At 70.2% G+C, this 21,948-nt stretch carries 23 protein-coding genes; 14 read left to right on the top strand and 9 right to left on the bottom strand.

Going from position 1 to position 21,948, the window contains the following annotated elements; all coding sequences use genetic code 11:
• Positions 1 to 5: 5 nt before the first annotated feature.
• Positions 6 to 1,121: an acetoin dehydrogenase dihydrolipoyllysine-residue acetyltransferase subunit gene (locus tag ACFQ7F_RS22070; RefSeq protein ID WP_383272910.1), complete on the top strand. Its 1,116-nt coding sequence runs from the start codon at positions 6 to 8 to the stop codon at positions 1,119 to 1,121.
• A gap of 128 nt (positions 1,122 to 1,249) precedes the next feature.
• Here ACFQ7F_RS22070 and ACFQ7F_RS22065 read toward each other — a convergent pair whose 3' ends face one another.
• Both ACFQ7F_RS22065 and ACFQ7F_RS22060 read right to left on the bottom strand, forming a co-directional pair.
• A complete protein-coding gene (locus ACFQ7F_RS22065) occupies positions 1,250 to 1,702 on the bottom strand; it encodes a hypothetical protein (RefSeq protein ID WP_383272908.1) in 453 nt (150 codons plus the stop codon).
• Positions 1,703 to 1,747: 45 nt separating this feature from the next.
• Complete coding sequence (locus ACFQ7F_RS22060; RefSeq protein ID WP_383272906.1) at positions 1,748 to 2,224, bottom strand: ATP-binding protein; 477 nt, start codon at positions 2,222 to 2,224, stop codon at positions 1,748 to 1,750.
• A gap of 155 nt (positions 2,225 to 2,379) precedes the next feature.
• On the opposite strand from ACFQ7F_RS22060, the gene ACFQ7F_RS22055 reads away from it, so the two are divergent.
• Both ACFQ7F_RS22055 and ACFQ7F_RS22050 read left to right on the top strand, forming a co-directional pair.
• On the top strand, positions 2,380 to 3,240 hold the full coding sequence (locus tag ACFQ7F_RS22055; RefSeq protein WP_383272904.1) for a helix-turn-helix domain-containing protein: 861 nt from the start codon (positions 2,380 to 2,382) through the stop codon (positions 3,238 to 3,240).
• Between the two features lie 93 nt (positions 3,241 to 3,333).
• A complete protein-coding gene (locus ACFQ7F_RS22050; RefSeq protein ID WP_383272964.1) occupies positions 3,334 to 3,549 on the top strand; it encodes a DUF397 domain-containing protein in 216 nt (71 codons plus the stop codon).
• Between the two features lie 73 nt (positions 3,550 to 3,622).
• Here ACFQ7F_RS22050 and ACFQ7F_RS22045 read toward each other — a convergent pair whose 3' ends face one another.
• From ACFQ7F_RS22045 to ACFQ7F_RS22035, 3 genes are all read right to left on the bottom strand, one after another.
• Positions 3,623 to 5,113 carry a glutamate synthase subunit beta gene (locus ACFQ7F_RS22045; protein WP_383272902.1) on the bottom strand — a complete coding sequence of 497 codons (1,491 nt, stop codon included), beginning with the start codon at positions 5,111 to 5,113 and terminating at the stop codon, positions 3,623 to 3,625.
• A 107-nt stretch (positions 5,114 to 5,220) separates the two neighbouring features.
• Complete coding sequence (locus ACFQ7F_RS22040) at positions 5,221 to 5,700, bottom strand: DUF1772 domain-containing protein (protein WP_383272900.1); 480 nt, start codon at positions 5,698 to 5,700, stop codon at positions 5,221 to 5,223.
• A gap of 433 nt (positions 5,701 to 6,133) precedes the next feature.
• Positions 6,134 to 6,829, bottom strand: a complete 696-nt coding sequence (locus ACFQ7F_RS22035) for a DUF2293 domain-containing protein (protein WP_383272898.1) — start codon at positions 6,827 to 6,829, stop codon at positions 6,134 to 6,136.
• A 91-nt stretch (positions 6,830 to 6,920) separates the two neighbouring features.
• On the opposite strand from ACFQ7F_RS22035, the gene ACFQ7F_RS22030 reads away from it, so the two are divergent.
• The 3 genes from ACFQ7F_RS22030 to ACFQ7F_RS22020 all read left to right on the top strand — a co-directional run bounded on the left by ACFQ7F_RS22030 (position 6,921) and on the right by ACFQ7F_RS22020 (position 8,578).
• Positions 6,921 to 7,562: a uridine kinase gene (locus ACFQ7F_RS22030; RefSeq protein WP_383272962.1), complete on the top strand. Its 642-nt coding sequence runs from the start codon at positions 6,921 to 6,923 to the stop codon at positions 7,560 to 7,562.
• Positions 7,563 to 7,629: 67 nt separating this feature from the next.
• Positions 7,630 to 8,034 carry a PPOX class F420-dependent oxidoreductase gene (locus ACFQ7F_RS22025; protein ID WP_383272896.1) on the top strand — a complete coding sequence of 135 codons (405 nt, stop codon included), beginning with the start codon at positions 7,630 to 7,632 and terminating at the stop codon, positions 8,032 to 8,034.
• A 139-nt stretch (positions 8,035 to 8,173) separates the two neighbouring features.
• A complete protein-coding gene (locus ACFQ7F_RS22020; RefSeq protein WP_383272960.1) occupies positions 8,174 to 8,578 on the top strand; it encodes a CBS domain-containing protein in 405 nt (134 codons plus the stop codon).
• Positions 8,579 to 8,629: 51 nt separating this feature from the next.
• Here the strand turns inward: ACFQ7F_RS22020 and ACFQ7F_RS22015 are convergent, their stop codons facing one another.
• A complete protein-coding gene (locus ACFQ7F_RS22015; RefSeq protein WP_383272894.1) occupies positions 8,630 to 9,766 on the bottom strand; it encodes a magnesium and cobalt transport protein CorA in 1,137 nt (378 codons plus the stop codon).
• A gap of 147 nt (positions 9,767 to 9,913) precedes the next feature.
• On the opposite strand from ACFQ7F_RS22015, the gene ACFQ7F_RS22010 reads away from it, so the two are divergent.
• From ACFQ7F_RS22010 to ACFQ7F_RS22000, 3 genes are all read left to right on the top strand, one after another.
• Positions 9,914 to 10,714: a methyltransferase domain-containing protein gene (locus tag ACFQ7F_RS22010; RefSeq protein WP_383272892.1), complete on the top strand. Its 801-nt coding sequence runs from the start codon at positions 9,914 to 9,916 to the stop codon at positions 10,712 to 10,714.
• Between the two features lie 77 nt (positions 10,715 to 10,791).
• Complete coding sequence (locus tag ACFQ7F_RS22005; RefSeq protein WP_383272890.1) at positions 10,792 to 11,253, top strand: VOC family protein; 462 nt, start codon at positions 10,792 to 10,794, stop codon at positions 11,251 to 11,253.
• Between the two features lie 44 nt (positions 11,254 to 11,297).
• Positions 11,298 to 11,663 (top strand): cupin domain-containing protein, encoded by a 366-nt coding sequence (locus ACFQ7F_RS22000; protein ID WP_383272888.1) that lies wholly within the window; start codon positions 11,298 to 11,300, stop codon positions 11,661 to 11,663.
• Between the two features lie 25 nt (positions 11,664 to 11,688).
• On the opposite strand, the gene ACFQ7F_RS21995 is transcribed toward ACFQ7F_RS22000, so the two are convergent.
• The 3 genes from ACFQ7F_RS21995 to ACFQ7F_RS21985 all read right to left on the bottom strand — a co-directional run bounded on the left by ACFQ7F_RS21995 (position 11,689) and on the right by ACFQ7F_RS21985 (position 14,605).
• Positions 11,689 to 12,951, bottom strand: coding sequence for an MFS transporter (locus ACFQ7F_RS21995; RefSeq protein ID WP_383272886.1), 1,263 nt, complete (start codon positions 12,949 to 12,951; stop codon positions 11,689 to 11,691).
• A 94-nt stretch (positions 12,952 to 13,045) separates the two neighbouring features.
• Positions 13,046 to 13,624 (bottom strand): methylated-DNA--[protein]-cysteine S-methyltransferase, encoded by a 579-nt coding sequence (locus tag ACFQ7F_RS21990; RefSeq protein WP_383272884.1) that lies wholly within the window; start codon positions 13,622 to 13,624, stop codon positions 13,046 to 13,048.
• An 84-nt stretch (positions 13,625 to 13,708) separates the two neighbouring features.
• Positions 13,709 to 14,605: a glycerophosphodiester phosphodiesterase gene (locus ACFQ7F_RS21985; RefSeq protein ID WP_383272882.1), complete on the bottom strand. Its 897-nt coding sequence runs from the start codon at positions 14,603 to 14,605 to the stop codon at positions 13,709 to 13,711.
• A 248-nt stretch (positions 14,606 to 14,853) separates the two neighbouring features.
• Here ACFQ7F_RS21985 and ACFQ7F_RS21980 point away from each other — a divergent pair, with 248 nt between their 5' ends.
• The 5 genes from ACFQ7F_RS21980 (at position 14,854) to ACFQ7F_RS21960 (ending at position 21,896) form a co-directional block, all read left to right on the top strand.
• Complete coding sequence (locus ACFQ7F_RS21980; RefSeq protein ID WP_383272880.1) at positions 14,854 to 15,723, top strand: MHYT domain-containing protein; 870 nt, start codon at positions 14,854 to 14,856, stop codon at positions 15,721 to 15,723.
• 40 nt (positions 15,724 to 15,763) lie between these two features.
• The gene (gene uvrB / locus ACFQ7F_RS21975) at positions 15,764 to 17,902 is read left to right on the top strand and encodes an excinuclease ABC subunit UvrB (RefSeq protein WP_383272878.1); all 2,139 of its coding nucleotides are present in this window, start codon (positions 15,764 to 15,766) and stop codon (positions 17,900 to 17,902) included.
• A gap of 133 nt (positions 17,903 to 18,035) precedes the next feature.
• Positions 18,036 to 18,614 carry a TerD family protein gene (locus ACFQ7F_RS21970; RefSeq protein WP_383272876.1) on the top strand — a complete coding sequence of 193 codons (579 nt, stop codon included), beginning with the start codon at positions 18,036 to 18,038 and terminating at the stop codon, positions 18,612 to 18,614.
• A gap of 46 nt (positions 18,615 to 18,660) precedes the next feature.
• A complete protein-coding gene (locus ACFQ7F_RS21965; RefSeq protein ID WP_383272874.1) occupies positions 18,661 to 20,598 on the top strand; it encodes a TerD family protein in 1,938 nt (645 codons plus the stop codon).
• A gap of 308 nt (positions 20,599 to 20,906) precedes the next feature.
• Positions 20,907 to 21,896, top strand: coding sequence for a TerC family protein (locus ACFQ7F_RS21960; RefSeq protein WP_383272872.1), 990 nt, complete (start codon positions 20,907 to 20,909; stop codon positions 21,894 to 21,896).
• Positions 21,897 to 21,948: the final 52 nt, after the last annotated feature.

Below are 21,948 nucleotides of genomic sequence, written 5' to 3'. Positions count from 1 at the left end.
TGAGGATGTCGTTCATAGAGCGGGTCACCATGCCGAAATGGGGCCTGTCCATGAAGACCGGAAAGATCACCAAGTGGATCGCGGAGGAGGGCGACGAGGTCGCGGAGGGTGACGATCTGGCCGAGATCGACACCGACAAGATCGCGGGCACGCTCGAGGCGCCCCGGGGCGGTGTACTGCGGCGGATCGTCGCGGATGCGGGCGGTGAGGCGCCCGTCGGCTGTGTCATCGCGGTCATCGCCGGGGCGGACGCCCCGGAGGGCGAGATCGAGCGGGTGGCCGCCGAGGCACGGGAGCAGCTGGGGCGCGGGGTGCCCGCGGAGGACGAGGGCAGCCCGGTGAGCGGCATCGCCGAGGTGGCAGGCAGGGCGCTCGCGTACGCGACGTCGGGTGGTGGCGCGGAGGAGATCGTCCTTGTGCACGGGTACGGCGGCGACAAGAACTCCTGGCTCTTCGTGCAGGAGCCGCTCGCGGCGAGGCACACGGTGTACGCGCTCGACCTGCCCGGTCACGGGGAGTCGGCCAAGGAGGTGGGGGACGGCAGCCTGACCTCGCTGACGACGGTCGTCACGGGCTTCCTCGACGCGCTCGGCATCGAGCGGGCGCATCTGGTGGGGCACTCCCTCGGGGGTGCGGTGGTCACGGGGGTGGCGGCGAGGGTCCCCGACCGGGTCCGCTCCCTGACGCTGATCGCACCCGCCGGGTACGGGCCCGACGTGGACGCCTCCTACCTGCGGGGTTTCGCGGATGCCGGGACGCGGCGCGAACTCCGTCCGCACCTGAGCAAGCTGTTCGCCGACGAGGGGCTCGTGACGCGGCAGCTGGTGGACGACCTCCTGAAGTACAAGCGCCTTGACGGCGTCGACACGGCGCTCCGTACGCTCCTGCCGACGCTGGTCGCCCCGGGCGGCGGGGCGGCACTGGACGTGAGCGCCCTGCTGCCCACAAGCGTGCGGACGGTCGCCGTGTGGGGCGAGGCGGATCAGGTCATCCCGGCGTCCAATGCGGCGTCCCTCGAAGGGAGGGCCCCCGTGCGCGTGATCGAGGGGGTGGGCCACATGGCGCAGATGGAGGCGCCGGGGGAGATCGTCGCCGCGGTGGAGGCCGCGGTGGCGGGGTGAGGGAGCGGGGCGGCGCCTGCGGGAGGGTGCCGCCCCGGGTTTTCCTGGCTCTGAGGGCTCTGAGGGCTCTGAGGGCTTGCTCCGGCGAAGTCGGCGTACAGGTGGAGTCGCCGTACAACGGTGCAGGTCTAGGCCCGTACGGCCCGGGACCAGGCCGGTGTGGTGCCCGTGGCCCTGCACCACGCCAGATACAGCGGAATCGGCGGCGTATAGGGAACCTCGCCCCCGGAGGGGCTGTGGATCAGCGAAGGAGCGTGCCGGGCGCCCGGCACCACGGCTCCCGCGGCGTAATAGGCGGGGGACGGCCATTCCAGTGCGACGTCGGAGTCGGCCGGCACGATCCACCACCACCGCGCCGCGTCCACGTCCTCGTACACACACCCCACGCGAGGCAATCGCGCCATCAGCAGGGGTCCGAACCGGGAAGGCACCGAGACCGCGTCGCACCCCAGGGGCTGCGTCATCCCCTCCGGGACGGCGAGCCGTGTCAGGGGCGGTGGGGAGGCGGCGGCAGCCCGCTTCCGTTCGAAGCGGACCAGCGTGTCCAGATCCAACACCCGCCGCACCGTCACCGTGCTCACACGCCCCCTGTCCACGTCGTCCTCACGCCCGCACCCTCATTCACGTCACGCCCGCAGTTCCGCCCATACGGTGAGGCCGACTCCGGGACCCTCGTCCCGCACACCCCACGCGTTGCTCACCGCTTCGACGAGGAGCAGTCCCCTCCCGTGCTCATCGTCTGCGTCGGGCCCCTCCTGGGCGGGCCGCGGGACACCTGATCCGTATCCATCGTCACGCACAGCTATGCGCAGTGTCCCGGGTCTCGTGCAGAGCTCGCAGACGATCCGGTGACTCGCGGTGTGCACGATCGCGTTCGTCACCAGCTCTGACACCACGAGGGCCGCGGCGTCGCGGGCGTCCTCGCCTATGTTCCAGCCCAGGAGCTGGGCTTTCGCCAGCTGTCTCGCCTGTGCGGCGGAGCCCGGCCGTGGCACGAGCGCGAAGCTGACGCAGAGCTCGGAGCCGCTGTCGGCCCACACGTCGGCGGTAACGCCAACAGGGGCTTCGGCGGCAGCTGTGTGTAACGGCGCGGGCGGAGTCACGCCATCCACTATCGCCCCGCCGGGAACACCTTGGCAAGACCCACTCTGAAAAGTGCACAGTGGCGTGTCCCTTCTAGACGGCACATGGCACACTGCTCGCAACGGCTCCAGGTGCGGAGTGAATTGGCATTACATGGAGTACGTGGAGGTAGGACGTGAGCGAACCGCGGTCCGCGCCGACCGTCGGCCAGGTCGTCCTCGGCCGTCGCTTGCAGGACCTGCGTGAGCGCGCGGGCCTCAAGCGAGAGGAGGCGGCGCGGATTCTTCGCGTCGCCCCCGCCACGGTCCGCCGCATGGAGATGGCCGAGGTCGCGCTCAAGATCCCGTATCTCCAGCTCCTCCTGAAGTCCTACGGCGTCGCCGACGACGAGGCGGACGCCTTCGTGACGCTCGCCGAGGAGGCGAACAAGCCGGGCTGGTGGCAGCGGTTCCACGACATCCTGCCGGGCTGGTTCAGCATGTACGTCAGCCTGGAGGGCGCGGCCAGCCTCATCAGGTCCTACGAACCGCACTTCGTGCCCGGCCTGCTGCAGACCGAGGAGTACGCACGTGGTGTGATGCGCTCCGGGGCGATCGGCCAGACCCGCCCCGAGGACGTCGAGCGGTATGTGGCGCTGCGGATGGAGCGCCAGTCCCTGCTCACCCGTGAGGACGCGCCACGGCTCTGGATAGTGATGGACGAGACCGCCCTGCGTAGACCCGTGGGCGGCCCCGAAGTGATGCGAGAGCAGATCGACAAGCTGCTCGAAGCCGTCGAACTTCCGCATGTGACGCTGCAGATCGCGCCGTTCGCGGCGGGTCCGCACCCGGGCACGTACGGACCGTTCGTGCTCTTCCGCTTCGCCATGGCGGAACTGCCGGACATGGTCTACAGCGAGTACCTGACCGGCGCCGTCTATCTGGACGCGCGCACCGAGGTCGCGACCCACCTCGAGGTCATGGACCGCATGGCGGCGCAAGCCGCGACGGCACAACGCACAAAGGAGCTCCTGAGGGACCTCCGCAAGGAGCTGTGAATGGATCGACACCGAGCCGGCACGCGACCCGGGTCCAAGCCCGGAGCCGGGTCACGCCCCGAGTCCCGGGACGACTCCCGGATCTACAACGGCATGCCCGCGCGTGACCTCGGCAGCGAGGGCTGGCACAAGCCGTGGAGCGGCGGCAACGGCGGCAACTGCCTGGAGGCCATGAAGCTGGCCGACGGCCGGGTCGCCGTCCGCCAGTCGGCCGATCCGGACGGTCCGGCGCTGATCTACACGTACGGCGAGATCAACGCGTTCATCCAGGGGGCGAAGGCGGGGGAAGCCGACTTCCTGCTGTCCTGAGCCTGCCGTCCCTGAGCCTGCCGCCCATGAGCAGGCGGTTGTTTCACAAGCGGTTGTTTCGCAAGTGGTTGATTCACACGGTCATCGGCCGGTCGTACGGTCCGATCGGTGCCGCGAGCTGGGTCGTGCCCGTCAGCCACCGGTCCACCGCGGCGGCGCTCGCGCGGCCCTCGGCAATGGCCCACACGATCAGTGAGGCGCCGCGGGCCGCGTCGCCCGTCGCGAAGACGCCCGGCACGTTCGTCGTGAAGTCCGCGTCGCGGGCGAGGGCGCCGCGGTCGTCGACCTCCAGGCCGAGCTGGTCGACCAGGCCGCCCGGCGTCCGCTCGGGCCCGGAGAAGCCGAGCGCGAGCAGCACCAGATCTGCGGGGAGCGTACGGGTGGTGCCGGGCCGCGGGCGGCGATCCGCGTCGACCTCGGTCAGCTGCAGGGAGCGCACCCGTCCCGCCTCGTCGCCGCTGAAGCGGAGGGTGGAGGCGGCGAACAGGCGTGCGTCGGCGTCCGCCGCGGGAGCGGTGCGCAGCTCGCCCGCCTCCTCGTGGGCGCCGGAGAGGCGGTAGACCTTCGGGTACGTCGGCCAGGGCTCGGCCAGTTCGTCGCGCAGATCACCGGGCCGCTCGTAGATGTCCAACTGCGTGACGGACGTGGCACCTTCACGCACCGCCGTGCCCAGGCAGTCCGCTCCGGTGTCCCCGCCGCCGATGATCACGACGTGCTTGCCCGCGGCGGACAGCGGGGATGTGTCGAAGTCGCCCTCGCACACGCGGTTGGCGAGCGGGAGATACTCCATCGCCTGCTGGATCCCGGTCAACTCCCGCCCCGGTACGTCCAGGTCACGCCATGCGGTGGCGCCCACGGCGAGTACCACCGCGTCGTACCTGGCCCGCAGCTCCGCGGCGCCGATGTCCCGCCCGATCGTGACGGACGTACGGAAGACCGTGCCCTCGTCCCGCATCTGCGCGAGCCGCCGCTCCACGTGGTGCTTCTCCATCTTGAACGCGGGGATCCCGTACCGCAGGAGCCCGCCCGCGCGATCCTCGCGCTCGTACACGGCGACGGTGTGACCGGCCCGCGTCAGCTGCTGCGCGGCGGCGAGTCCGGCGGGTCCCGAGCCGACGACGGCGACGGTCCTGCCGGAGTGCCGGTCCGGGGGGAGGGCCGGGTTGAGGCCGTCCTGCCAGGAGCGGTCGGCGATGGCCACCTCGACGTTCTTGATGGTCACAGCGGGCTGGTTGATCGCAAGGACGCAGCCCGCCTCGCAGGGGGCGGGGCAGAGGCGGCCCGTGAACTCGGGGAAGTTGTTCGTGGCGTGCAGCCGTTCCGCCGCCGCATGCCAGTCGGAGCGCGAGACGAGTTCGTTCCAGTCGGGGATCAGATTGCCCAGCGGGCAGGCGTCGTGGCAGAAGGGGATGCCGCAGTCCATGCAGCGGTCGGCCTGCTGCTCGACGATGGGCAGCAGTGCACCGGGGACGTACACCTCGTCCCAGTCCTTGACCCGTTCGCCGACGGGGCGGCGCGGCCACTCCTTGCGGGTGGTGGTGAGGAAGCCTCTGGGGTCGGCCATAGCCGTCTCCCTCGCGTGCTTTCACAGGCTTCCGGCCACTGTACGACGGGTGGGCGGGCCCGGCATGTTCGCACATGTTCGCAGGGGGAGACGGGTGGCAGGTCAGGTCAGGTCAGGGCGAGGGTGAAGGATGCCGACGCGGCAAGGGACGCACCGACCCGGATGTGGTTCCACATGGTCCACTCGCGGACGTACGTACGCCAGTGGTCCGCGCTCTGAGGCGCCTGCGCGTCGAGCTTGGCGAGGGCGTCGTTGCGGGGGACGTTCGCGGCGATGGTCACCCCGAACGAGCCGAACAGATACAGCGCGCTGCCGAGCAGCAGCTCGACGGTGCCGCCGTCGGGCCAGAGCACGAAGGTGACGACGGCGACGACCGCGCTGAGACCGGCGGCGCCCATGAACACGGTCATGAACCCGGCGGTGAGTGCCTTGACGTTGATCGACTGCATCGCCGCGATGCCTTGCGCCGGGGGCAGCGCGGCCAGGCCCTGCATCACGAATGTCGAGAACGCGACGAACGCTCCGGCGACCAGGCCGCAGGCGAGTGCGCTCAGCACGACGAGCACGAAATACGGTCCCTCGATCATGGCAACTCCCGCGTTGGGTAAGGCAGCCGGCAGGTGAGTGAGCCGCAGTGATCCTCCATGGCGCGGCCCCGCACCACAAGTGAATTGCCCTTACCGGGGTGGGGGCCATGCGTGGGGCGCGCGGGCGCATGCGCGGGCGTCTGGACGGGGTCTCGCTACGCGCTTCGCGCTTCGCGCTTCGCGGTGGGTCGTCCGCTTCCCGCCGCCGGGGGCTGATCCTGTCCCGCCGCTTCGCGACGGACGCTCTCCCACCCACCCGCCCGATCACCCCGTGTCGGGGGGGCGGGCGAACGGGCGTGCCGGCCCGGCTGTCGTTCGCTGCCCCGCTGCTCGACACGGGGTAATCGGCCGGGTGGGCGGGAAAATATCCGGCGCGAAGCGGCGGTTCAGGCCCCGTAACGAGGGCAGGCCCCGCCACGGGAGCGCCTGCCCATCAGACCGCCACGCCCCTCCGCTCAGGCCCCTGCCAGGCCCGAAGCACCGCCTCCACCGCCGGGGCGATCCGGCGACGGGCCTCTCCCCGGGGGACCCCGCTCATGAGGAGGCGGTCGTACGGCGTCTCCGTGTGCCGGACGGCGGCCACCACCGCCCCCGTCACCGCGCCTGCCGACAGGGCCCGGCCCGCCGCGCTCCTGCCCACCCGCCCACTGCCCCGCACGGACGCGTGCGCGGCGATCGCACGGCACCGCTCCTCGGGGCACCCGGGGAAGAGGCGGCGTATCTCGTCGGAGAAGGCCGCGGTGAAGCGGACGTCCTGCGCGGCCCGGCGCGCCGCATCCCGTGCCCGGCGCCGCGCCCGAGCCTCGGCGTCGGCGAGGCACCGCTCCTCGGCCAGCGCGAGCGCCGCCTCCTCGACGAGGACGCCCTGGCGCTCGTACCGCCCCTGGCGCCGGTTGAAGCGGACGACCACGGCCGAGAGCCCGCTCCCCTCGCGGGCCCGACGCGTCAGCGCGGTGTCGCCGCGCGGCAGGAAGACGAGATGGCCCAGGTCGGCGCAGTCCAGGCAGCGCGGCTCGGAATCCTCGATGACCAGGAGGGCGAGCGGCCCGCCGCGGCACTCCGTGCAATGGCGGCGCTTGAGGGGCTGGATGGCCAGAAGTCCGCTTCGGGGGAGGGGAATTGGTGCCATACAGGGTTCATTCCCTCGGTCGGTGGACGCGTACCGTCGTGAGGGAGAGGCAGGAGAGCCCGGCGACACCATGGCGGGAAGGCCCGGCATCATGGGACGGGTGCGACTCGAAGCGATCACCTGGGACCGGCTCACGGACACCCTTGCCGACCGCCTGCTCGACCTGAAGACGGCCGACGCGAGCCCCTGGCCCCGCATCGCCTTCGACGGGGCCCCAGCGGGCAGACCCGGCGAACTGGCCCGGAGCGTGGCCGACGCACTGCGGGTGCGCGGGCGATCCGCGCTCGTCGTCGGCACGGAGGGCTTCCTGCGCCCCGCCTCGCTGCGCCTCGAATACGGGCGCGAGGACGTGGAGGCGTACTACAGCGGCTGGTTCGACACGGGTGCGCTCTGGCGCGAGGTCTTCGGGCCGCTGGATCCTGGCGGCACGGGGCGAGTGCTGCCCGACCTGTGGGACCCGGCCGCGGACCGCGCGACGCGCAGCCCGTACGTCCAACTCCGGCCCGGCGCGATGCTGTTGCTGCACGGCCCGCTGCTGCTCGGCCATTGGTTCCCCTTCGACCTGACGGTCCATACCAGCCTCTCGCCGGGTGCCCTGCGGCGGCGTACGGAGGAGAGCGAGCGTTGGACTCTGCCCGCCTTCGAGCGGTACGAGACGGAGACGGATCCCGGCGCGGTGGCCGACGTGGTCGTACGCGCGGACGATCCACGGCATCCGGCGTGGAGCGGTTGAGGGGTCTCAGGAGAAGGAGATGGCGAAAGCCCTTTTATATGCACGTGCATGTAGTTAGAGTCTGGGCATGGCTACGGAAGCGCTCCACTTCAGCGATTCGGTCCGCACTCTCCTCGACGGCAAGAACTTCGCCGGTGTCGCGACACTCGGCCCCGGCGGCGCACCCCAGAACTCGGTGGTGTGGATCAAGCGGGAGGGCGACACCGTGCTGTTCTCCTCCACGGCGGGGCGGCAGAAGGTCCGCAACCTCGAACGCGACCCGCGCGTCAGCATCTCGGTCTTCGACCTGGCCGACCCGTACACCTCGGTCGAGATCCGCGGCGTCGCCGAGATCCTCCCCGATCCGCAGAAGCGGCTCCCTCACGAGCTCTCGCACAAGTACCTCGGCATCGACCCGCCCGGCGAGAAGGACGAGGAGGCCAGGGTGATCATCAAGGTGATCCCGCAGAAGATCGTCGGCTTCTCCGCTTGAGGGGTGCCCGTCTCTGAGGGGTGCCTGTCTTTGAGGGGTAGCCGTCTCCGAAGGGTGCCCGCCTCCGGGGCGTACCGCCTCCTGCGTGCTGACCTTCGCAGGCCCGGCGAGAACGAGGGGCGCCGGGACTAGGGCGCTTCTGACGGATCTCCGCGGCGCCCAGTGGATCCCCGCACACGAGACCCTGGACCGCGCCGCACAACTGATGCGTCAGCTCGACGTGGGCGCGCTGCCCATAAGTGACGAGAACGAGCGGCTCTGCGGCATCCTCACCGACCGCGACATAGTCGTCGGCTGTGTGGCAATGGGGCACGACCCGTCCCGGGTGACCGCGGGCGACATGGCCAAGGGCACGCCACGCTGGATCGACTCGGGCGCAGGCGTCGACGAGGTCCTCCAGGAGATGAAGGGCAGCCAGATCCGCAGGCTCCCGGTCATCGAGAACAAACGCCTGGTCGGCATGATCAGCGAGGCCGACCTCGCCACGCACCTCACCGACGACCAGCTCGCGGGCTGGGTCGAGAGCGTGTACGCGAAGGGCTGACCGCCGGTCGCCCGGGCCACCGGGTCTGCTTCTCGGATCAGCCCGTGCGGCCTAGAGCCAGCCGTTGCGCCGGAAGCCGCGGTAGAGCGTGAAACAGATGGTGACGATGACGCCGACCACTAGGCCGTAGCCGTACTTCCAGTGCAGTTCGGGCATGTGGTCGAAGTTCATTCCGTACAGCCCGCAGATCATCGTCGGTACGGCGATCACGGCGGCCCAGGCGGTGATCTTCCGCATGTCCTCGTTCTGCGCCACCGTCACCTGTGCCAGATGGGCCTGCAGGATGGAGTTCAGGAGTTCGTCGAAGGAGGCGATCTGCTCCGTGACCCGCTTGAGGTGGTCGTCGACGTCCCGAAAGTAGGCCTGTATCTCCGGGGCGACCGCCCGCATCGGCTGGGTGGAGAGGATCTGCAGGGGGCGGCCGAGCGGCACCACGGCCCTCTTCAGCTCGAGGAGTTCCCGCTTGAGTTGGTATATGCGGCCGGGGTCGGCGCGCTCCCCGTCCTTGGAGAACACGTCCATCTCCACCTGGTCGATGTCGGCCTGCACCGCGTCCGTCACCACGAGATAGTCGTCCACGACGTGGTCGGCGAGCGCGTGCAGGACCGCCGCAGGACCCTTGGCGAGCTGCTCGGGCGCCGATTCGAGCTCCTCGCGCAGCGGGCCGAGCGAACCATGGCGGCCGTGCCGCACGGTGATCACGAACTCCGCGCCGACGAAGACCATGATCTCGCCGGTGTCCACCACCTCGCTGGTCGCGGTGAGTTCGGCATGCTCCACGTAACAGACGGTCTTGAACACGGCGAACAGCGTCTCGTCATACCGCTCGACCTTCGGCCGCTGGTGGGCGTGGACCGCGTCCTCCACGGCGAGCGGGTGCAGGTCGAAGAGGTCGGCGATGCCCGCGAACTCCTCCTCCGTCGGCTCGTGCAGTCCGAGCCAGACGAATCCGTCACCGCTCTTGCGGACGCGCTCGACCTCCTCGACGAGATCGCGGCCACCCTCCTGGCGCACGCCGCTGCGATACGTCACGCACTTCACCACCGCCGAGCCCAGCGGGGAGCGGGCGGGGTGACTCAGGTCGACGCGCTTGTGCTTGCGCACGAACTGGGCGACCCGCGCGACCTTCCGCAGGCCGCTTACCTTGCGAAGGTTCCCTACCTTTCGCAGGTTGCCTGCCATCGACATGCGTGGCTCCTCGTTCTGGTGACTTGGCGTGCCAGTCTGCCAGTACGTTCCGACATCGCGTCCCGAGCCTGTGGGAACGGAACACTCCGCTCCATGTGTTCGGGGCCGCCTCCCGGGAGTAAGCCGGGTAATTGGGATAATCGCCGCATGACGCTCATTGACGGCTATCTGACGGGCAATCGGAATCGGCACGCCGGGGGCGCGGGCGCGGGCGAGCGCTCCGAGGCCTTCTCCGCGCTCTTCGACCCCACGACCTTCCGGCACATCGAGCGGCTCGGCATCGGGCCGGGGTGGCGCTGCTGGGAGGTCGGCGCGGGCGGATTCTCCGTCGTCTCCTGGCTCGCGAAGCGGGTCGGCCCCACCGGGCGGATCCTCGCGACCGACACGGACATCTCCTGGCAGACGTCGGCCGCCCGGCCACCGGTCGAGGTGCGCACGCACGACGTGGGGGCGGAAGCGCCGCCCGGCGGGGGCTTCGACCTCGTCCACGCCCGGCTCGTGCTCGCCGGGGTGCCTGACCGGGAGCTGGCGTTGCGCTCGATGATCCGGGCGCTGCGGCCCGGGGGCCGCCTGCTGATCGAGGAGGCGGATCCGGCACTGCAGCCCCTGCCCTGCCCGGACGAGCACGGCCCGGCAGAGCAGTTGGCGAACCGCCTGCGGCACGCACTGCTCACCCAGCGCGGCACCGACCTCGCGTACGGCCGCGGCCTGCCCCGCCTGCTCCGCGCGGCGGGCCTGCGCCAGGTGGAGGCCGACGCGTACTTCCCGCTGGCCTCGCCCGCCTGCGCGGCCCTGGAGACGGCCACGATCCAGCAGTCCCGCACGGCCCTGACATCCGCCGGTCTGGCCACGGACGCCGAGATCACCGACCACCTCGCGAACATCGCCGCGGAGCCGATGGACCTGGCGAGCGCCCCCCTGATCTCGGCGTGGGGGAGGAAGGCCTAGGACAACCGCCCTCCCCGGCGGTCGGCGCGCCCCGCCCGACCCTTGCGGCGCCGGGGGCGGGGCAGCAGCCTGAGGGCATGACGGACAACACGGCACGTCTCGACCACGTCGTCCTGTGGGTGCGCGATCCCGCGGCGGCAGCCGACTTCTACGAGAGGGTGCTCGGCCTCGAACCACTGCGTGTCGCCGAGTTCACCGCGGGCGAGGCCTCGTTCCCGTCCGTGCGGCTCAACGAGGAGACCATCTTCGACCTCGCCCCGCTCACGCTCGCCGAGCGCATGAGCGTTGTGCCGGGCGCGGACAAGAGCGCGGGCCACCCGGTCAACCATGTCTGCCTCGCCCTGGCGGAGACCGGCTTCGAGGCGCTGCGCGCCCGTCTGGAGGAGCACGGCACACCGGTGTCGGACATCTCGTACGACGCGTTCGGCGCTCGCGGCAGGGCCCGCCGCAGCTTCTACTTCCGGGACCCGGACGGCAACATCTTCGAAGCGCGGCACTACGGAGAAGCCGGAGAAGCCGGAGAAGCCGGAGAAGGCTGACCCGTGCCGGAGGGCCGTGCGGGGCCCGGCTAGGGTGACCGGCCATGACCACGAATGATCAAGCTGTCGCGTCCTTTGCCGTACACATTCCGGATGTCGACCTGGAGGCCGAGCCCCTCGAGCCCGAGCAGATCGTCTCCGGTACCCCGGAGGTCACCGGCAAGGTCCTGTGGGAGTCCGCCGACGGCAAGCAGCTGCGCGGCATCTGGCAGATCACACCCGGCGTCGTCACCGACACCGAGGCCAACGAGCTCTTCGTGGTCGTCAGCGGCCGCGCCACGGTCGTGGTCGAGGGCGGCGACGTGATCGAGGTCGGCCCCGGCGACGCGGCCTTCCTGCGCGAGGGCGACCGTACGACGTGGACGGTGCACGAGACGCTGCGCAAGGCGTACCACATCACGCTCCCGTGACCGCCGAGGTCACCGAGCCCCCGGATCAGGCCTTCTTGACCGCCCGCCGGAGCGCGAGCGCCGCCATCGGCAGCAGCACGCAGACGCCGATGAGGTTGAGCCAGCCGTAACTCGCCCGGGCGACGATGAGACCGGCGGCCGCGCCGCCGATGCCCGCCGCCGTGTTCATGGTCAGGTCCGACAGGCCCTGCACGGCGGCCCGGGCGGGCTGCGGCACGGAGTCGGTGAGCAGCGCGGAGCCGGAGACGAGACCCGCGGACCAGCCGAGGCCGAGGATGAAGAGACCGGCGGCGGTCTGGCCGTGGCTCGGCCCCGCCGTACCGGCAAGCAGCGCGGCGCAGCACAGCAGCCCGATCGCGAGGCCGATCACGGAGAGCCGCCCGAACCGGTCGGAGAGCCAGCCCATCACCGGCGAGAGCGCGTACATGCCCGCGATGTGGCCGCTGATGACCAGGCCGACCAATTGCAGGTCCGCGCCGTGATGCCCCAGGTCGACCGGGGTCATGACCATGATCGAGACCATCACCGTGTGCGACACGGCCACCGTCACCAGGGCGAGCCGGGCCATCGGCGACGCGGCCACCGCGGCGACACCGGCCCGCAGCGAACGGCTCTGCGCGGACTGGTTCTCCTGCGGGGCGAGCGCGCGGGCGGTGAGCAACGGGTCGGGGCGCAGGAGCACCGCCACCACGAGACCGGCGAAGGCGAAGATCCCGGAGGCGAAGAGGAAGGGGCCCGCCGCCTCGGGGATGGAGGTGCCGGCGAAGGCGCGGCTCGTGGGCGCGGCGATGTTCGGGCCGAGGACCGAGCCGATGGTGGTGGCCCAGATGACGAGGGAGATGGCACGGCCGCGCCGGTCGGGCTCGGCGAGGTCGGCCGCCGCGAAGCGGGCCTGGAGATTGGCCGACGAGCCCGCCCCGAAGCCCGCCATGCCGAGCAGCAGCAGGGGGAAGCTCTCGATGACGGCGGCGAGCACCACGAGTCCCGCTCCAAGGGCGCCGATCAGATACGCGAGGACGAGGCCGGGCCGCCGTCCGCGCGATGTCATCAGGGCGGCGAGCGGCAGCGAGAGCAGGGCGGTGCCGGCCACGGACGCGGTGGGCGCGAGGCCGGACAGCGCCTCCGTCCCGCTCACCTCGGTAGCGAGCATCGGGGCCAGGGCGATACCGATCGGTACCCCGAGCCCACCCAGTATCTGACTGGAGACCAGCACCGCGGTGGTGCGGCGGCGCAGGGCCGGCAGTGCCTCCGGTGCGGGTATGTCAGGAGCGTCGAGGGTCGAAGTCACTGACGCAGTGTGCCAGGACGTCCGTACGCGGGGAACGCGGTTTTCACAGTCGCCGGGGAGCCGTCGCCGGGGGCGCCGAAGGGGTGGCTTCACGTCAGAACAGTGGCTCCGGCAGCACCCCTTCCAGGGCGAGCAGCCGCCGCTTGGTCTCGACGCCGCCGCCGAAGCCGCCGATGCCGCCGTCGCTCTCGACCACCCGGTGGCACGGCACCACGACCGGCAGCGGGTTGGCACCCATCGCCATGCCGACCGCCTGGGCCGCGCCGGGCTGACCGACGCGGCGGGCCAGGTCTCCATAGCCCACGACGGCGCCGTAGGGAACGGTGGTCAGCTCGCGCAGGACCTGGCGGTTGAACCCGGAGATCAGCGACCAGTCGAGCGGCAGCTCGAAGTCGTGCCGCTCGCCCGCGAAGTAGGCCGTGAGCTGGTGTATGGGCTCGGCGAGGAGCTCGGAGCCGGGTGCCTCGACCGGCTCGGCCCCCAGCCGGGAGCCGAGCCGCTCGAGTGCCTGGTCACGCACCTCGTCCGTGGCGTGGAAGACGACGGTGACCAGGCCGTCGTCGGTGGCGGCGAGCAGCAGTGGGCCGATGTCGCTCGCGACGACGGCCCACACCGCCTGCCGCGGGTCGTCATGCCCCGGCCCGCCCTGCCCGTGCTGCCCCTTGGCGTTCATGTGAACCACCGTACGACCGGGCACTGACAACGCCGTCCCCCGAGCCAGCCGGTGTTGGTCAGTGCTTGTCGGCGCTTGTCGGTGCTAGTCGGAGATGGCCTTACGCACGACATCGGGTGTGTTGGTGATGATGCCGTTCACCCCGAAGCCCGCCACCCGCTGGGCGGCGGCCGCGTCGTTCACGGTCCAGGTGAAGATCTCCAGGCGCTTGCGGTGCGGCCCCTTGAGCGAGTGGATCGCGGAGACGTACTCCTTGGAGATGGAGGTGTGCGTCGAGTTGATCTGGTCGGAGAACTTGGCGTACTCGGGCAGCTCGGCGACCGTCGGCGTACCGAGGAAGCCGGTCTTTATGTCGGGCCGCAGCTTGTGCACCGTCTTGACGCTGTCGGCGCTGAAGCTCTGGATGACGAGCTGGTTCTTGACGTGGTGCTTGTCCAGCCAGCCCGTCTTGCGCAGGACGGCCAGGCCCTGCTTCTCGATGCCCGGGTACAGCTCGGGCTTCTTGAACTCGAAGACGAGCTTCTGGTGGTTGCGCGAGACCCGGTTCATGTACTGCTTCAGCGTCGGCACCCGCTGCCCCGCGTACTTCGGGCTGAACCAACTGCCCGCGTCCAGCGTGGCGATCTCCGCCGCGGTGAAGTCCGCGACCTTCCACGGCGCGCGGTCGGGGAAGAGCTCCTCGACGTTCGTCGTCCGCTTCAGGGTGTCGTCGTGCACGATCACGAGCTCGCCGTCCTTGGTGCGCTGGACGTCGTTCTCGACCCAGCGGAACCCCATGTCAGCGGCCTTGTCGATGGCTGCGAAGGTGTTCTCGGGCGCGTAGGCGGACGCGCCCCGGTGCGCGACGACCAGCGGTCTGTCGTGCGAGACGGACGTCTGCGCCGACGGCTTGTCGACGGCGTGAGCGGTGGTGGAGGGGAGGACGAGCGCACCGGTTCCGAGAAGGGCGGCGGTGGCGGCAGCGGCAACACGTGCGGACAAGGGTGACTCCTCGCGCTGAATGGGCACGGACCGGATGAGAGTGACAGTCCACGGCCAACGCGAGACAGGTGCAGGATGGCCACAGGTTGAACGGAGACAGCCGGGTCTATTTCCCGGAAAATCGTTCGCAAGTTCCGGAGTGAGCTTTACTCTCTGCTTCAGTCCATGGCCTGTCAGTAGACGGCCGACTGGGGCCACTTGGGTGTAATCCCGGGCATATGGACACAACAGCGGAAGGGCTACCGCGCATGCAGGGCACGGTCGACGGTTTCAGTTATGGACTAGTCACACCGGTGACGGCGTACCTCATGGCGTGCCTCGGTGGAGCGCTCGGTCTGCGCTGCACCACAAGGTCGCTCCTTGTCGCGCACTCCTGGCGGCCAGGATGGCTCGCGCTCGGCTCGGCGGCGATCGGGTCCGGCATATGGACGATGCACTTCATCGCGATGATGGGCTTCTCCGTCGAGCAGGCCCCGATCCACTACGACAGGACGCTGACCTTCGCGAGTCTCGCCGTCGCCATCGTCATGGTCGGCGTCGGGATCTTCATCGTGGGCTATCGCGGCGCCACCGGGGCGGCGCTGTTCACCGGGGGAACGATCACCGGCCTCGGTGTCGCGTCGATGCACTATCTGGGAATGGCCGGAATGCGTCTGCGCGGGACGCTGGACTACAACACCCTCACCGTTTCCGCGTCCGTCGTGATCGCCGTCGTCGCCGCCACCGCGGCACTATGGGCGGCCGCACAGGTCAGAGGCTTCCTCTGGAGCCTGGGTGCGAGCCTCGTCATGGGCCTGGCGGTCACCGGCATGCACTACACCGGGATGGCGGCCCTCAGGGTCCATCTGCACGCGGGCTCGTCCGCGGCGCCGACCACGGGGGACTCGCCCGCCGAGCTGCTCGCGCCCATGATGATCGGCCCGCTCGCCTTCCTGCTCCTCGCGGGTGTCATCGTGATGTTCGACCCGCTGATGGTGATGGGCAAGGCGGACCTCCAGAACGCCGCACAGGGGCAGCGCGCCCCCTATCCCGTCCCTCGCTCGGGCGACCGGCACGACCCGCGGGCGGGCCGCAGGCCCCAGCAGCGCTCCGGCCCCAGGACCCCGCAGAGCTGGTGATCCGACCCCGTTGTCAGTGCGGGGTCGTACGGTGGGTTCCATGCGGCCCGTATCCAAGATCGAACGCACGGTGGCACCTTTCGAGGTCGTCAGTGACTACACGCCAAGCGGCGACCAGCCGGCGGCCATCGCCGACCTGGAGCGGCGCGTGCGCGCAGGTGAGAAGGACGTCGTCCTGCTCGGCGCGACCGGCACAGGCAAGTCGGCCACCACCGCGTGGATGATCGAGAAGCTCCAGCGTCCCACCCTCGTGATGGCGCCGAACAAGACGCTGGCCGCCCAGTTGGCCAACGAGTTCCGAGAGCTCCTGCCGAACAACGCGGTGGAGTACTTCGTCTCGTACTACGACTACTACCAGCCCGAGGCGTACGTCCCGCAGTCGGACACGTACATCGAGAAGGACTCCTCGATCAACGAGGAAGTCGAGCGCCTGCGCCACTCCGCGACGAACTCGCTGCTCACCCGGCGTGACGTGATCGTGGTCGCCTCCGTCTCCTGCATCTACGGCCTCGGCACCCCGCAGGAGTACGTGGACCGGATGGTGTCGCTCAAGATCGGCGACACGATCGACCGCGATCAGCTCCTGCGCCGCTTCGTCGACATCCAGTACACCCGCAACGACATGGCCTTCGCCCGCGGCACCTTCCGGGTCCGCGGCGACACCATCGAGATCTTCCCGGTCTACGAAGAGCTGGCCGTCCGCATCGAGATGTTCGGCGACGAGATCGAGGCGCTCTCCACGCTGCACCCCCTCACCGGCGAGGTCATCAGCGACGACGACCACCTGTACGTCTTCCCGGCCTCGCACTACGTGGCGGGCCCGGAGCGCATGGAGAAGGCGGTCAACGGCATCGAGAAGGAGCTCGCCGAGCGCCTTGCCGAGCTGGAGAAGCAGGGCAAGATGCTGGAGGCCCAGCGCCTGCGCATGCGCACGACGTACGACCTGGAGATGCTCCGCCAGATCGGCTCCTGCTCCGGCATCGAGAACTATTCGATGCACTTCGACGACCGCGAGCAGGGCTCGGCGCCGAACACCCTCATCGACTACTTCCCCGAGGACTTCCTCCTCGTCATCGACGAGTCGCACGTCACGGTCCCGCAGATCGGCGCGATGTACGAGGGGGACGCCTCCCGCAAGCGCACCCTGGTGGACCACGGCTTCCGGCTGCCGTCCGCGCTCGACAACCGCCCGCTGAAGTGGGAGGAGTTCCTCGGCCGCATCGGCCAGACCGTCTACCTCTCCGCGACCCCGGGAAAGTACGAGCTCTCGCGCGGCGACGGCTTCGTCGAGCAGATCATCCGCCCCACCGGTCTCATCGACCCGGAGGTCGTGGTCAAGCCCACCGAGGGGCAGATCGACGACCTGGTGCACGAGATCCGCACGCGCACCGAGAAGGACGAGCGCGTCCTGGTCACCACGCTCACCAAGAAGATGGCCGAGGACCTCACCGACTACTTCCTCGAGCTGGGCATCCAGGTCCGCTATCTGCACAGCGACGTCGACACCCTGCGCCGCGTCGAGCTCCTGCGCGAACTGCGTGCCGGTGAGTACGACGTCCTGGTCGGCATCAACCTCCTGCGCGAGGGCCTCGACCTGCCCGAGGTCTCCCTGGTGTCGATCCTCGACGCCGACAAGCAGGGCTTCCTGCGCTCCGGCACCTCTCTGATCCAGACGATCGGCCGCGCGGCACGCAACGTCTCCGGTCAGGTCCATATGTACGCGGACAAGGTCACCCCGGCGATGGAGCAGGCCATCGACGAGACCAACCGCCGCCGCGAGAAGCAGATCGCGTACAACAAGGAGAAGGGGATCGACCCGCAGCCGCTGCGCAAGAAGATCAACGACATCGTGTCGGCGATCGCGCGCGAGGAGGTCGACACGGAGCAGCTGCTCGGCACCGACTACCGCAAGGCGAAGGGCGGCGACGCGAAGGCTGCCGCCAAGGCGCCGGTGCCCGCGCTCGGCGGCAAGGCGGGCAAGGCGGCCAAGGGCAAGGCCGCCGAGAAGGTGCCCACCGACCGGCCCGCGGCGGAACTGGCCGAGCAGATCGAGGAGATGACCGCACGGATGCGCACGGCCGCCGCCGACCTGCAGTTCGAGATCGCCGCACGGCTGCGTGACGAGGTGTCAGAGATGAAGAAGGAGCTGCGGCAGATGAGGGAGGCGGGGCAGGCGTAGGCGTACTGCCTGGTGTGTTGCAAGACCGACACAAAGTGCCGCCCACACTGCGGCACCGTCAGCGCCTCTGCGTAGGGTGCTGGGCAACCGCGCAGACCGGCGGTTGCCCGGGCATTTCGAGAGGGGACAGCGCGTGACGGTCAACATGACCAAGGGTCAGGCCATCAGCCTGCAGAAGGACGACGGGGGCGCCCTGACCGCGGTGCGCATGGGGCTCGGCTGGCAAGCGGCCCCGAGGCGAGGTCTGTTCGGCACGCGCACGCGCGAGGTCGACCTGGACGCGTCGGCGGTTCTGTTCGCCGACAAGCAGCCGGTGGACGTCGTGTTCTTCCGTCACCTCGTCAGTGACGACGGTTCCGTGCGGCACACCGGTGACAACCTCGTCGGCGGTGTCGGCCAGGGCGGCGACGACGAGGCGATCCTCGTCGACCTGGCGCGGATCCCGGTCCACATCGACCAGATCGTCTTCACGGTGAACTCCTTCACGGGTCAGACGTTCCAGGAAGTGCAGAACGCGTTCTGCCGCCTGGTCGACGAGACCAACGGCCAGGAGCTCGCCCGCTACACGCTCGACGGCGGCGGTCAGTACACCGCGCAGATCATGGCGAAGGTCCACCGCGCGGGCACGGGCTGGCAGATGACGGCCATCGGCAACCCGGCCAACGGCCGCACGTTCCAGGACCTGATGCCGTCGATCCTGCCGCAGCTGTAGCCACGCGGCACCAGTAAGTACAGAGGGCACGAGGGGGACGTAGGCGATGACGGCCGAGCTGGTCCGGGGGCAGAACCACCCGCTTCCCGAGACCCGTCTGGAGATCCGGGTCTCGGTCGGCAAGCCGATCGTGGCGGGGGTCACGCTCAGCGACGACCAGGGCAAGGTACGTGGCCCGGACTGGGTGGCCCATCCCGGCTCGCCCACGCTGCCCGGGCTCGAGGTGCCCAGGCAGGCCGCCGCCGACCACCGCCTGGCGGTGGACCTCGGCGCCGTGCCGCAAGCGGTGCACCGGGTCAACGTCCTGCTCGCGCTGCCCGTCGGCGTCGGGGGACCGGTCAGCTTCGGCTCCCTCGCCGCTCCTTTCGTGGCCGTCACCGCACTCGACGGCTCCGAGGTCGCCAGCTACACCATCACCGACCTGGACGCCGAGTCCGCCGTCGTCGCCCTGGAGCTCTACCGCAGGCAGGACGCGTGGAAGGTGCGCGCCGTCGGCCAGGGGTACGCGGGCGGCCTCGCCGACATGCTCACCGACCAGGGCCTTGCGCAGGCCCACGAACTGGCGGGCACGATCAACGAAGCGGTGGCCCAGGGTCTCGCCCGCTCGGTGGCGGTGCCACCGCCCCGCCCCTCGGACGAGGCCCGCGTGCGGGCGGCGGGGCAGACCGCCCCCGGCCCGGGAGCGCCGGGCCCGGACGGCGACGCGTCCCCCCAGCCCACCCCGGCGACGCACCAGCCGGGCGACGCGAGCACCGCGGCCGGTGGCCCCGTCAATTACACCCACCCCAGCCGACAGACGAGCGCACCGCCGCCGCCCTCGCCGACGGCGGCCCCGGCCGAGCCGGGCAGGGCGGCTCAGCCCGTGGCGGGCGACGCGACCGGCTGGTCCATGGAGGAGCGGCTCTACAACCAGGTGTGGGGCATGTTCGAGGACCTGGCCCGCTCCACGGCCGCGTACCGGAGCGCCGTCGACTTCGCCGAGTCGCGCATGGACCAGGAGCTCGACAAGGTCCTCTCCGACCCGCGCAGCCGCATCGGCAACACCGGTGACGCCGCGCGCGAGGCCGCCCGCGCCAAGCACGGCCTCCTCGTCGACCGGGCGAGAGCCGCCCTCGACCGCGACCTGGGCCAGCTCGCCGCCGAGTCCGAGGTCGTCGAGCCCGCCCTGCCCATGGCGTTCGCCGGCTGGGACAGCCCCGTCTGGCACGCCTACCGCACCCCCATGGAGATCCCCATGGCCCTGCGCCTGGGCGACCTCCAGCTGCCCGAGCGCCCCGACCTGCGCATCCCGATGCTGGTGCGGCTGCCCCTTGAGCGCGGCCTGTGGATCGACAGCGGCCGCTCGTCGGGCACGGACTCCCTGGCCGACGCGGACCAGCTGCGCCGCCTCGCCGTGGACAGCGCGGTCGCGCACGCCACGCGGCTGCTCGCGGTCTATCCGGCGGGCGAGTTCACGGTGCACGTCATCGACGCGGCGGGCTCCGCGGCCGGCGCTCTCTCCCCGCTGGTGACGGCGGGCGTGCTCGACGAGCCCCCGGCTTCCGGCGCGGCAGGCGTCTCCGCGGTCCTCGCCAAGCTCACCCAGCGCGTGGACCTGGTGCAGATGGCGATCCGCGCGGGCGCCGCCGACGCGCTGCCGCCGGACCTGGACACCGCCGAGCAGCTCCTGATCGTCAACGACTTCCCGCACGGCTTCGACGACCGCGCCGTGACCCAGCTCCGCTACCTCGCGGACGAGGGCCCGGCCGTCGGCGTGCACCTGATGATGGTCGCCGACCGCGAGGACGCCTCCGAGTACGGCCCGCTGCTCGACCCCCTCTGGCGCGCGCTCCTGCGCCTGACCCCGGTGGCCGACGACCACCTCGCCGACCCCTGGGTGGGCCATGCGTGGACGTACGAACCGCCGATGGCGCCGCCCGGCAGCCGGGTGCTTCAGCAGGTCCTGAACCAGGTCGCGCACGCCCGGCGCACGGGCGGCCGCTGACGCGTCGAAGGGCCCGGTGAGTCCGCGCGACAGCCAATGACGACTGACGGTAAAGCGACTTTTGGCCGTCCCTGACCTGGCCTTTTGGCTCCGGCTTGCCGTCTCCTTTACTAAGTCTTGGTGTTTCGCGTACTCTTCTTGCAGCGGAGGGGAGTACTCCCGAACGCGACGTACCCGTCAATACGGACCGCCATCGGTCCCGGGGCGTCGGCCCGCGGGGCTGTGAGCCGCCTCGGGTGGAAGAGACCTCCGGCAGCGACGACGCTGATCAGTAGCCGTACGACGCCGGAGGCGCAGTGGACGTTTCAATGACCCTTTGGGTACTGACCATTCTTGGTCTGTGTGCCCTGATCGCGGTCGACTTCTTCATCGGCCGCAAGCCGCATGACGTATCGATCAAGGAAGCCGGAATCTGGACGGGCGTCTGGATCGCCCTTGCCGGGCTCTTCGGAGTGGGCCTGCTGATCTGGGGCGGTGGCCAGGCGGGCGGCGAGTTCTTCGCGGGCTTCATCACCGAGAAGTCGCTCAGTGTCGACAACCTCTTCGTCTTCATCCTGATCATGGCGAAGTTCTCGGTGCCCAGCCATCTCCAGCAGCGGGTGCTGCTGTTCGGTGTGCTGATCGCGCTGGTCCTGCGAGCGATCTTCATCGCCGCCGGCGCCGCGGTCATCGCCAACTTCTCCTGGGTCTTCTACATCTTCGGTGCGTTCCTGATCTACACCGCCTGGAAGCTCATCCAGGAGGCGCGCTCCGGTGACGAGGACGAGGAGTGGGAGGAGAACCGCCTCCTGAAGGCCGCCGAGAAGAAGTTCGGCGTCGCCGACCAGTACCACGGCACCAAGCTGTTCATCCAGAAGAACGGCAAGAAGATCATGACGCCGCTCATGATCGTCATGCTCGCCATCGGCACCACCGACATCCTCTTCGCGATGGACTCGATCCCCGCGATCTTCGGCCTCACCCAGGACCCGTACATCGTCTTCACGGCGAACGCCTTCGCCCTGATGGGTCTGCGCCAGCTGTACTTCCTCATCGGCGGACTGCTCAAGAAGCTGGTCCACCTCAGCTACGGCCTGTCGGTCATCCTGGGCTTCATCGGCGTGAAGCTGGTGCTGCACGCCCTGCATGAGAACGGGGTGCACGTCCCCGAGATCTCCATCCCGGTCTCGCTCGGCGTCATCTGCGGTGTCCTGGTCATCACGACGATCACCAGCCTCATGGCCACCAAGAAGCAGGCGAAGAAGGAGGCCGCGGAGAAGGCGGCCGACGAGACTCCGAAGGACAGCATCGGGGCCTGACGGCATCCGACGTAGGAGTTACCAGCACGGCCAGTGGCCCGCGGCTCATTGC

The organism is Streptomyces sp. NPDC056486 (assembly GCF_042795295.1).
Taxonomy (GTDB): Bacteria; Actinomycetota; Actinomycetes; order Streptomycetales; family Streptomycetaceae; genus Streptomyces.
Note: the sequence above shows the minus strand (reverse complement) of the source record. Positions and strands in the feature narration are given on the sequence as shown.